Here is an 11,141-nt window from a genome sequence, read left to right as displayed (position 1 = left end):
GGTATTAGCCGCAAGCACCAGGGAGGATAACGTTGCTTCAGAAACGGCCCGAAGGGCGAACCCACTGTTGTTTCACGGCCAGCCACTCTCCTTACCTCAAAACCCCTTAAGCGCAATCATTCACCTTATTCTTCAGCACTTTTTTCATTGGCAACTCCCTCTTTCCACTATAATTTATTCCTGTATATCGATCTGATTTTGGGTGAGATAAGTGCAAGGAGAGAAATCCATGAAATGGTTCAAAGCAATATCTGCGTTTTGCGCGACGCTTCTGGTCGCCGTATCGCTGGCGGGCTGCGCAGGTTCGTCCACAAAGGAAAGTACTGGTGGGTACATTGACGATACCGTCGTGACCACCAAAGTCAAAACCGCGCTCTTCAATGATAAAGAGATTAAGTCTTCGGAAATTAGCGTCCAGACCTTTAAAGGTCGTGTACAGCTGAGCGGCTTTGTCTCATCCGCCGAAAGCGCTAAACGTGCGGTAGAAGTGACGCGAAAAGTGCAGGGCGTTCGCGTGGTGGAGAACGATTTAAGAATCAAATAAACGCATCAGATTGCATCTGTATCGACAAGGGCGCCTTCGAGCGCCCTTGTCGCATCTGCCGCTGGCAGCGACAAACCTGACCTTTTGCGTTACAGTAAGACCTCCTTAACCGGTTGGTGAGAAGACGATGTACGAACGTTATGCAGGACTGATTTTTGATATGGATGGCACGATCCTCGATACCGAGCCGACGCATCGTAAGGCATGGAACGAGGTTCTCGGACGTTACGGTATGCGTTTTGATATGCAGGCTATGGTCGCGCTTAACGGCTCTCCAACCTGGCGGATTGCTCAGGCCATTATCGAATTAAACCAGGCTGATTTAGATCCTCACCTTCTGGCGCGGGAAAAGACGGACGCGGTGAAAGCGATGCTGCTTGATAGCGTCCGTCCTCTGCCGCTGATTGAAGTGGTTAAAGAGTGGCACGGTCGTCGTCCGATGTCAGTCGGTACCGGCAGCGAGAGCGCCGTTGCTGAAGCGCTGCTGGCCCATCTGGGCCTGCGTCACTACTTCTCGGCGGTGGTTGCTGCCGATCATGTCGCCAACCATAAACCCGCACCTGATACTTTCTTACTCTGCGCTGAGCGCATGGGCGTTGCGGCGGAAAAATGCGTGGTCTTTGAAGATGCGGACTTCGGTCTGCAGGCGGCGAAGCGGGCCGGAATGGATGCCGTGGACGTGCGATTGTTGTGAGCGACGCGCTGTCGCTGATATCGCTGTTTGCCAGCAGCTTTTTAAGCGCCACGCTGCTTCCCGGTAACTCGGAAGTGGTGTTGATCGCCATGCTCCTGGCGGGGGTGAGTCAGCCGTGGTTACTGGTTTTAATAGCAATAATCGGTAATAGCCTTGGAGGGGTAACTAACGTTATTCTGGGGCGCCTGTTTCCGCTGCGCAAAACATCGCGCTGGCAGGAGAAGGCGTCCGGCTGGCTGAGGCGTTACGGCGCGGTCACGCTATTATTAAGCTGGGCGCCTGTTATAGGCGATTTGCTGTGTTTACTGGCGGGATGGATGCGCATTTCCTGGGGACCAGTGCTCTTTTTTTTATGCCTTGGCAAAGCATTACGCTATATCGTCATTGCGGCGATAACGCTTCAGGGCATGACGTGGTGGCACTAATTGGACTGACGGTTCAACCATTACAATTATGCTAATTCAAACGATTTCGACAGGCGGGAGGTCAAATTGATCCCGGACGTATCACAGGCGCTGGCCTGGCTGGAAAAAAATCCGCAGGCGCTGCAGGGTATTCAACGTGGTCTTGAACGCGAAACGCTGCGCGTCAACGCTGACGGCACGCTGGCCACTACCGGTCATCCGCAGGCACTGGGTTCAGCGCTGACTCATAAATGGATTACCACCGATTTTGCCGAAGCTTTGCTGGAATTTATTACGCCGGTTGATGGCGATATCCAGCATATGCTCACCTTTATGCGCGATGTTCATCGCTATACCGCACGCCATATTGGCGACGAGCGGATGTGGCCGCTGAGCATGCCTTGCTATATCGCGCCCGGCCAGGATATTGAACTGGCGCAGTACGGTTCCTCTAATATCGGCCGCCTGAAAACGCTGTATCGCGAAGGGCTGAAAAATCGCTACGGCGCGCTGATGCAAACCATCTCCGGCGTGCACTATAACTTCTCGCTGCCGATGGCTTTCTGGCAGGCTAAGTGCGGCGTTGAGGATGCTGAAAGCGGTAAAGAGGCGATTTCAGCGGGCTATTTCCGCTCCATTCGCAACTATTACCGTTTTGGTTGGGTGATTCCATACCTGTTCGGCGCCTCTCCGGCGATCTGCTCGTCGTTCCTGCAGGGCAAACCGACGGCGCTGCCGTTTGAGAAAGCCGGCAACGGCATGTACTACCTGCCTTATGCGACCTCGTTGCGTCTGAGCGATCTGGGCTATACCAATAAATCGCAAAGCAATCTCGGAATTACGTTTAACGATCTCTACGAGTATGTGGCAGGATTGAAGCGGGCGATTAAAACGCCTTCCGAAGAGTATGAAAATATTGGGCTGGAGAAAGACGGCAAGCGTCTGCAAATCAACAGCAACGTGCTGCAGATCGAAAACGAGCTGTACGCGCCGATTCGCCCGAAACGCGTGACCCGCAGCGGCGAAACGCCTTCCGACGCGCTGCTGCGCGGCGGTATTGAGTACATTGAAGTTCGCTCCCTGGATATCAATCCGTTCTCACCGATTGGCGTTGATGAGCAGCAGGTACGTTTCCTCGATCTGTTTATGGTCTGGTGCGTGCTGGCCGATGCGCCGGAGATGAGCAGCGACGAGCTGCTGTGCACGCGCACCAACTGGAATCGGGTGATTCTGGAAGGCCGTAAGCCGGGCCTGACGCTGGGTATTGGCTGCGAAACCGCTCAGTTCCCGCTGGCTCAGGTCGGCAAAGATCTGTTCCGCGATTTACGCCGCGTGGCGCAAACGCTGGATAGCATCCACGGATGCCAGGCCTATCAGCAGGTCTGCGATGAGCTGGTCGCCTGCTTCGATAATCCGGAATTAACCTTCTCGGCGCGCATTCTGCGTTCTATGCTTGAAGAGGGGATTGGCGGTACCGGCAGAGAGCTGGCCGATCGGTATCGGACGATGCTGCGCGAAGAGCCGCTGGAAATTTTAAGCGAAGCGGATTTTGTCGCCGAGCGTGAAGCATCGGTACAGCGTCAGAAGAAGGTGGAGGCGGCGGATAGCGAGCCGTTTGAAGCGCTGCTGACACGGCACGCGTAGTTTTACGAGCCGTAAAAAAGAAAACGGCCACATCACTGTGGCCAAACTTTCATCTCTGATTCAGGGATGATGATGATAATAAATGCGCGTCTTTCATATACTCAGACTCGCGGCCTCAAAAAGAGTTCATTTTATTTTAAAAAAAATCACTATCGGAGGTGAAGAATGCCGTTGTTAGATAGTTTCACAGTCGACCATACCCGAATGGAAGCGCCTGCGGTGCGTGTCGCGAAGAAAATGAACACGCCTCACGGCGATGAAATCACCGTTTTCGATCTGCGATTCTGCGTGCCAAACCAGGAAGTGATGCCGGAAAGAGGCATTCACACCCTTGAGCACCTGTTTGCCGGCTTCATGCGCGATCACCTGAACGGCAATGGTGTGGAAATTATCGACATCTCTCCGATGGGCTGCCGCACCGGGTTCTATATGAGCCTGATCGGTACGCCGGACGAGCAGCGCGTCGCGGATGCCTGGAAAGCGGCGATGGCCGACGTGCTGAAGGTGAAAGATCAGAATCAGATCCCGGAGCTGAACGTTTATCAGTGCGGAACCTACACCATGCACTCGCTGGAGGAAGCTCAGGAAATCGCTCGCCATATTATTGAGCGCGATGTCCGCGTCAACAGCAACGATGAGCTGGCGCTGCCGAAAGAAAAACTGCAAGAACTGCACATCTAGTGCTTCTGCCACGGCCCGGCGAACCGCGTCGGGCCGCTACTCCCTGACGCCGCGATGTCGACGACTTTAACCTTCAATTTTCAACACCGTTCGCTGGTGCCTTTTGCCCATGATTACGCCCATGGCGATAGCGAACCCTGGCATCAGCACGATTGCGCCCAGCTGCTGCATATCCTCAGCGGCGTGGTGCGGGTGGAAACCGCGCAGGGTTATTGGGTTGTGCCGCCGGGGCGTGGCGTCTGGCTGCCCGCCGGTACGCCGCATACCCTACGGGTGACCGGCGTCGCGGCCGCGCGAACCCTGTTTATCGATCCCCTTGCCCGGGCCGATCTCCCCTCATCCTGCCAGATAGTCCAGGTGACTCCGCTGCTGCGTGAACTGATCGTCGCATCGCTGACGCTGGCGGAATCCTACGCGCCGGGCAGCCGCGATGAACGCATTTACGAACTGATCCTCGATGAAATTCGCGGCATGGCAGTGCTGCCGTTTGGCCTGCCGGAGCCGCAAAGCGAAGCGCTGCGCCGTTTATGCCAGAAGGTAAGAGAAGCGCCCGGCGAACCCTGGAGCAGCGCCGAGGCGGCGAAGGAGAGCAGCATGAGCGAGCGCACGCTGAATCGTCATTTTCAGCAGCAGACCTCGCTCACCTGGAGCGAGTGGGTGCGCCGGGCGAAGCTGATGGAAGCGCTGGTTCGCCTGGCACAGGGGCATTCGGTATTGCGGGTGGCGCTGGATCTCGGCTACGGCAGCCATAGCGCTTTTAGCGCCATGTTTCGCCGGGTGATAGGCGTGGCCCCCAGCGACTACTTCCGCTCGCCGGCGTAATGGCCTGCGCTCATCGCATTGCACAACGCCTGCAGCGAGGCGCGCGCCACGTCGCTATCAATTCCTACCCCCCAGCGGCTGTCGCCATTCGGGAAGACGCAGCGAATATAGGCCACTGAACGGCTGTCGCTACGTTCGCCGAGGGTATGCTCATGATAATCTTTAATCACGATGTGTTGCTTTAACAGGCCGCTCAGCCCGCTGGCGGCGGCGGACAGCAGGCCGTTGCCGCGGCTCTGCAGTCGTCGCGTTTCACCGGCGATGCGCAGGGTCGCCTGCAGAGAAAGCTGGCCGTCCTGCTGGCTATCGCTTTGGTAATCCAGCAGCGCAAGCGGCGGCTGGGGCAGAAGTCCGTAGCGGGCGCGAAACAGCTGCCACAGCGCGTTCTGGGTCATCTCTTTACCATGCGTATCGGTTTCGTGCTGAACGTGCAGGCTAAAATCCTGCTGCAGCGCGCGCGGCAGCTTCAGGCCATGATTCTGCTCAATCAGCCACGCGCTTCCGCTTTTGCCGGACTGGCTGTTGACGCGGATCACCGCTTCGTAGCTACAGCCGATATCCTGCGGGTCGATGGGCAGATAGGGCATTTCCCAGCGTTCGCCGGGCCGGCGGGCATCGAACCCTTTTTTGATCGCATCCTGATGCGAGCCGGAAAAGGCGGTATAGGCGAGGCTTCCCGCCCACGGGTGGCGCGGATGAACCGGGATCTGGTTGCAGCTTTCGACAATTTCGACCACCCGGTTCATTTCGGAGAAGCTGAGCCGGGGATCGACGCCCTGGCTGTAGAGATTCATCGCCAGCGTCACCAGACAGACGTTACCGGTGCGTTCGCCGTTGCCGAACAGGCAGCCTTCGACGCGGTCGGCGCCGGCCATCACCGCCAGCTCCGCGCTGGCGACGCCGGTTCCCCGGTCGTTATGCGGATGGACGCTGATGCACACATCGGCGCGGCGCGAGAAGTGACGACAAAAATACTCAATTTGATCGGCATAAACGTTAGGCGTGCTCACTTCTACCGTCGCGGGCAGATTGATAATCATCGGCCGTTCGGCGCAGGGCTGCCAGATTTCCGCCACCGCTTCGCAAATCTCCAGCGCGAATTCCGGCTCGGTGAAGCAGAAGGTTTCCGGGGAATACTCGTATTGCCAGCGGGTCTGCGGCTGCTGTTCGCACTGCTGGCGGATAAGCCGGGTGCCGCGGGTCGCCAGCTCGACCACCTGCGCTTTGTTCATTCCAAAAACCAGCTCGCGGAACAGCGGAGCGGTGGCGTTATAGAGGTGAACGGTGGCGCGGTGGGCATCGCGCAGCGATTCGAAGGTTCTGAGGATTAAATCTTCCCGCGCCTGGGTCAGCACCTGAATCGTCACATCCTGCGGGATACGCCGTTCTTCAATCAGTTGACGCACAAAGTTGAAATCGGTTTGCGAAGCCGAGGGAAATGCCACCTCGATCTCTTTAAATTCGCACTCCAGCAGCAAGTCCCAGAACTGCAGCTTGCGCGCGCTGTCCATCGGCTCGGCCAGCGCCTGGTTGCCGTCGCGCAGGTCGGTGGAGAGCCAGCGGGGGGCGCGGGTTATTTTTTGCTCCGGCCAGCGGCGGTCGGGCAGGGCAATCGGCGGATAGGGACGGTATTTTTCACCGGGTTGAGTCAGCATGATTTTCTCCTTCTTAGCGGATCTTCATCGTGCACGACAGAGCGAAAAGGCATCTCCAGCAAACTGGACATCAACTAGCGTAAACCGGACAACCTGCGTGTTGGGCAATAAAAAAGGGATCCGCAGATCCCTTCAGGTCAAACCTTAGTGCGCGCCGCCGCCGCCGCCCCCGGCGCTAAACGGCGGCCTGGCAAACCACACCAGCCCGAGCAGTAGGATAAATATTGCCGCCGAGAACCAGAAAATTTCGTTGGCGGAGATAATCAGCCCCTGGTTGGTTATCTGCTGCGCTATCCAGCCGGACGCCTGCTGTTGCGTCATCCCTAATCCCTGCAGCTGATCGTACATCTGCTGGGCGTTGGGATTATACGGCGTCACCGATTCGGTAAGCTGAGCATGGTGCAGCGCCTCGCGGTTCGTCCACATAGTGGTGGTAATCGAGGTGCCGATGGAGCCCGCCAGGGTACGCGTGAAGTTCGACAGGCTCGATGCCGCCGCCAGCCGTTCCGGCGGCAGGCCGGAAAGCGTAATGGTCGTCAGCGGCATAAAGAAGCAGGCCACCGCGAAGCCCTGGATAAACTGCGGCCACGCCGAGGCGCCGAAGTCCATACCCGGTTCGAAGGTCCACGCGCGCCAGTAGAAACAGACCGCGTACATAATAAAGCTGAAGGTAACCAGCCGACGCATATCCAGCTTATGCGCGAAGCGGCCGATAATCGGCGACAGGATTACCGGGATCACCCCGACCGGGGCCGAGGCCAGACCGGCCCAGGTGGCGGTATAGCCGTATACCTCCTGCAGTAGCTGCGGCAACAGCACGATAGCGCCGAAGTAGAGCATATAGGCGAGGCTGATACACAGGCAGCCGATGGTGAAGTTTCGCGACTTAAAGAGCGACAGGTCGACTATCGGGTTGTCGTCGGTTAGCTCCCAGACGATCAGGAAGCTTATCGCCACCACCGCGACAATGGTCAGGATGATGATCTCGTTTGAGGCGAACCAGTCCAGCTCTTTACCCCGGTCGAGCATCACCTGCAGGCTACCGATACCAATAATCAGCAGCGCCAGGCCAACGCCGTCAATCCGCCGCTGCTCGGTGCGGGTTTCGCGGTTGCGCAGGGTCTGTAGCGTCATGACCACCACGGCGATGCCAATCGGCACGTTGATAAAGAAGATCCAGCCCCAGTGGTAGTTGTCGCTGATATAGCCGCCGAGAATCGGGCCGCAAATCGGCGCGACGATCACCGTCATTGACCACAGCGCCAGGGCGATAGAGCGCTTGGCGGGCGGATAGTTGCTGAGCAGCAGACTTTGCGACAGCGGAATCAGCGGACCGGCGACGATCCCCTGAATCACGCGGAAGAAAATTAGCATCGTCAGGCTGTTTGACATGCCGCAGGCCCAGGAGGCGATGGCGAACGCCACCGTCGACCAGAGGAATAGCTTCACTTCACCTACGCGCTTTGCCAGCCAGCCGGTAATCGGAATGGAGATAGCGTTCGCCACCCCAAACGAGGTGATAACCCAGGTCCCCTGGCTCAACGATGAGCCAAGGTTACCGGCGATGGTGGGGATGGCCACGTTGGCGATGGTGGAGTCCAGCACCTGCATAAAGGTCGCGAGCGACAGCGCAATGGTCATAATGACCAGCTGCGCGCCTTCCAGCGGTTTTTGCTGTTGCATTACGCTCACCCCGAATTATCCGGCGTTGGCCTGGATGATGTCGTTTATCAGCTTATTGACCGGCTCAAGGCCGATTTCGCGGGCATTGCTTTCGTAAACCGGAGCGCTACGTACCTGGCTTGCCAGCATCTCGCCGCCGCGGTCGGTGGTGTTCACCTCAACCAGGGTCGAAAGGCCGATGCGCAGCGGGTGCTCTGCCAGCTGTTTTTCATCCAGCTCGATACGTACCGGCAGGCGCTGAACCACTTTGATCCAGTTGCCGGTGGCGTTCTGCGCGGGCAGCAGCGAGAAGGCGCTACCGGTGCCCATATCGAGGCCGACCACTTTACCGGTGTATTTCACATCGTCACCGTAAATATCGCTGATCACGGTGGCCGGCTGACCGATACGCATGTGCGCCAGCTGGGTTTCTTTAAAGTTGGCGTCAATCCACAGGTTGGTCGCTGGCACGACGGCCATCAGCGGGGTGGTGGTGGTGATTTGCGCGCCGGGCTGTACGGAGCGACGCGAAACGTAGCCGCTAATCGGGCTGACGATTTTCGTCCGCTGCAGGGCCAGCCAGGCGTTACGCACTTCGGTGGCCGCTTGCAGCACCGCAGGCTGCTGTTCCAGCTTCGTGCCCAGAACGATCGCCTGATTGGCGTTGTATTGCTGAATCGCCACGTCCAGTTCGGCCTGCGCGCTGGCAACCGTGTCGCGCGCGTGCTGCAGCTCTTCGCGGCCAATCAGGTTGGCGGCCCCCAGCGGAATACGACGGTTAAGGTCGGTCTGCGCCTGGGAAAGCGCGGTTTTTTTCACGTCGATGCTGGCCTGCAGCTGCTTGCTGTTGATCATCTGCTGGCGCGTTTGACGTACGCTGGCGGCCAGCTGGGTTTGCGCTTTTTCAAACGCCTGCTGGGCATCGGTCTGGTCGAGGGTGACCAGCGGATCGCCTTTTTGCACGTAGTCGGTGTTGTCGGCCCAGACTTTCGTCACGCTGCCGGACACCTGCGCCATAATTTGTACCTGATTCCCTGCCACGTACGCGTCGTCGGTCTCTTCGAAGTGACGCAGTACCAAAAACCAATAAATCCCGTATGCCACGGCAACAATAATAAAGAGCAAGGTCAGCAGCAGGAGGGCGCCTTTACGTTTCCCTTTTTTGCTGCCCGGTTGCTGCGGGGTTTGGCTCTCCGCATTTGCGCTCATGTTATTCTCCACGATCTTATTATTTCACATCGGCTGAGCCGACCTGTTTATCAGAAAGGCCAGCAGAAGATCTGCTGGCCTGTCCGTTTTCCTTGTCAATCCAGAAAAATTGTTGAGCGGTTGGTTCCGCGCTTAGCGCAGAGACTCCGCAAGCACGCCATCCTCTTCCATTTGGTCAAGACGACCAAGCAGCTTACGGGTGATGTGCTCGAGCTGATCTTTTTCGCTGGTGCTTAAAGAAGACCAGAGTTGATGCAGGCAGTTGTGCTGCGGGGGTAACACTTCGCGCAGGAACTGATGCCCCTTTTCGGTAAGCTGTAAATGCAGGCAGCGACGATCGTTATCGCTTTCGCGGCGCTCAATCCAGCCGCGTTTTTCCAGCTCGTCGGCAATGCGCGTGGCGTTGGTACGCGAAGAGCCCAGCGCGCAGCTCAGCTCGGAAGGCTGAATGCTGTGGTTTTCCTGAGACTCGAGCGTGATCAGCGCCATAAACAATGTCTCGTTAATCCCTTGCGCTTTCAGCATCTTGTTGCGGTTTTCCAGCAATTTTCCCTGCATATGCATGCAAAGACGGGTGAGCAGAATCTCCTGAAAAGGAAAGTCTTCGTGACGGCTGGCGCGGAACTTGAGCATTTGCTCAATGGGAGTAAACGAACTATCCATTTTGGTTATGACCTCATTAATTACAGTCGATATAATAACTATTGTGACAAATAAATCAAATGAATTATTGACAGAAATTGATACTTTAAGCTTATAGCCATGTGCCGATTTTCCAGACAACACCGTAGGTTAGGGCGCTTAATAGTGTAGGCAAAATAATGCTGCGCGTTTTCCAGAAAGCCAGACCCAGCACGGCGAAGCCAGCCAGCGTGGGCAGCAGGCGGCGGGCATCGTGGAGAATTTCCGGTACGCTGGAGACCACCAGCAGCGCGCAAATAGAGGCGATGCCGATGGTGTCCAGCAGCACGCTGACCGGCCCGCGACGCGTCGGACGCGCGTTCCCGGCGCGCAGGCGCAGCGGCAGATAGCGGAACAGATAATTTACGCAGCCGACCACGACGCCGATAATTAAAACATCACTGTTCATCGGGCATCCCCTCAATGCTGGCCTGCACCAGCGCGGTCAGACAGCCGCAGACGATCCCGGCAAGGATAGCGGCGGGAATGGAAAACAGGATGATCCCCCCCAGCGCCCCTGCCAGCGCGGCGGTTACGCTAAGCGACTGCTTGCGCTGGAAAGAAGCCAGCAAAAAGCTCATAAACAGAGCGGGAAGCATAAAGCCCAGCGCCGCTTCCACCGCCGGAAAGTCGGTCAGCAGGCCGCTGCCCGAATAAGCGCCGATCAGCGTACCGAAGACCCATGACGCCCAGGACATCAAAGCGATACCGATCATCCAGTTTTCGCTCCAGCGTCGATTGTCGCGTACCAGTTTAGCGGTGGCGGCGGCAAAGACCTCATCGGTCAGGCCGAATGCCCATACCGCGGTTTTTTTCTTGCTCAGCGCGCGCTGGATGCGGCTGCGCAGGGAAGGGCCGTAGAGAACGTGGCGAACGTCCATCGCCATGACGGTGAGCGCGGCGACCCACAGCGAGCTTCCCGCCGCCAGCATCGCGGTGATCACGAACTGGCTGGCGCCCGCGTAAATAATGCAGGAGAAAAACAGGCTTTCCAGCGGAGTGAAGCCGAGCTTAGTGGCGTTGAGGCCGAAGGCGAAGGCCACGGGAATATAGCTGATGACGATCGGCAGGCTGTCTTTCAGGCCTTCAGCCAGCGTGGCCGCGTCAGCGGGAGGAGAGTGCGTCAATGCGTCAGGATTTTCCAT

At 57.4% G+C, this 11,141-nt stretch carries 12 protein-coding genes; 6 read left to right on the top strand and 6 right to left on the bottom strand.

Translation table 11 applies throughout. The features are described 5' to 3' along the window. Positions 1-229: 229 nt before the first annotated feature. The 6 genes from F8562_RS04585 (at position 230) to F8562_RS04560 (ending at position 4,789) form a co-directional block, all read left to right on the top strand. Entirely contained in the window at positions 230-544 is a 315-nt protein-coding gene (locus tag F8562_RS04585) for a BON domain-containing protein (protein WP_004853477.1), read from the top strand. 127 nt (positions 545-671) lie between these two features. Continuing rightward, entirely contained in the window at positions 672-1,238 is a 567-nt protein-coding gene (gene yqaB / locus F8562_RS04580; protein ID WP_014226508.1) for a fructose-1-phosphate/6-phosphogluconate phosphatase, read from the top strand. After that, a complete protein-coding gene (locus F8562_RS04575) occupies positions 1,235-1,663 on the top strand; it encodes a YqaA family protein (RefSeq protein WP_032750960.1) in 429 nt (142 codons plus the stop codon). Before yqaB ends, F8562_RS04575 begins: the two co-directional genes overlap by 4 nt. Positions 1,664-1,729: 66 nt before the next feature. Beyond that, positions 1,730-3,286, top strand: coding sequence for a glutamate--cysteine ligase (gene gshA, locus F8562_RS04570; RefSeq protein ID WP_014839299.1), 1,557 nt, complete (start codon positions 1,730-1,732; stop codon positions 3,284-3,286). A 165-nt stretch (positions 3,287-3,451) separates the two neighbouring features. Next, positions 3,452-3,967 (top strand): S-ribosylhomocysteine lyase, encoded by a 516-nt coding sequence (luxS, locus tag F8562_RS04565; protein WP_004104795.1) that lies wholly within the window; start codon positions 3,452-3,454, stop codon positions 3,965-3,967. A gap of 54 nt (positions 3,968-4,021) precedes the next feature. After that, positions 4,022-4,789, top strand: a complete 768-nt coding sequence (locus F8562_RS04560; RefSeq protein ID WP_014839297.1) for an AraC family transcriptional regulator — start codon at positions 4,022-4,024, stop codon at positions 4,787-4,789. Here F8562_RS04560 and leuA read toward each other — a convergent pair. From leuA to F8562_RS04530, 6 genes are all read right to left on the bottom strand, one after another. Beyond that, entirely contained in the window at positions 4,768-6,444 is a 1,677-nt protein-coding gene (leuA, locus tag F8562_RS04555; RefSeq protein ID WP_014839296.1) for a 2-isopropylmalate synthase, read from the bottom strand. The two genes, F8562_RS04560 and leuA, sit on opposite strands and share 22 nt — an antisense overlap. A gap of 144 nt (positions 6,445-6,588) precedes the next feature. Continuing rightward, positions 6,589-8,127: a multidrug efflux MFS transporter permease subunit EmrB gene (emrB, locus tag F8562_RS04550; protein ID WP_004123984.1), complete on the bottom strand. Its 1,539-nt coding sequence runs from the start codon at positions 8,125-8,127 to the stop codon at positions 6,589-6,591. Between the two features lie 15 nt (positions 8,128-8,142). Further along, on the bottom strand, positions 8,143-9,315 hold the full coding sequence (gene emrA / locus F8562_RS04545) for a multidrug efflux MFS transporter periplasmic adaptor subunit EmrA (protein WP_014839295.1): 1,173 nt from the start codon (positions 9,313-9,315) through the stop codon (positions 8,143-8,145). Positions 9,316-9,447: 132 nt separating this feature from the next. Further along, positions 9,448-9,978, bottom strand: coding sequence for a transcriptional repressor MprA (gene mprA, locus F8562_RS04540; protein WP_004104785.1), 531 nt, complete (start codon positions 9,976-9,978; stop codon positions 9,448-9,450). A gap of 91 nt (positions 9,979-10,069) precedes the next feature. Then, positions 10,070-10,405 (bottom strand): L-valine transporter subunit YgaH, encoded by a 336-nt coding sequence (gene ygaH / locus F8562_RS04535; RefSeq protein ID WP_009652550.1) that lies wholly within the window; start codon positions 10,403-10,405, stop codon positions 10,070-10,072. Further along, the gene (locus F8562_RS04530; protein WP_014226501.1) at positions 10,395-11,141 is read right to left on the bottom strand and encodes an AzlC family ABC transporter permease; all 747 of its coding nucleotides are present in this window, start codon (positions 11,139-11,141) and stop codon (positions 10,395-10,397) included. Before F8562_RS04530 ends, ygaH begins: the two co-directional genes overlap by 11 nt.

The organism is Klebsiella sp. RCJ4 (assembly GCF_009025755.1).
Lineage (GTDB): Bacteria > Pseudomonadota > Gammaproteobacteria > Enterobacterales > Enterobacteriaceae > Klebsiella > Klebsiella michiganensis.
Note: the sequence above shows the minus strand (reverse complement) of the source record. Positions and strands in the feature narration are given on the sequence as shown.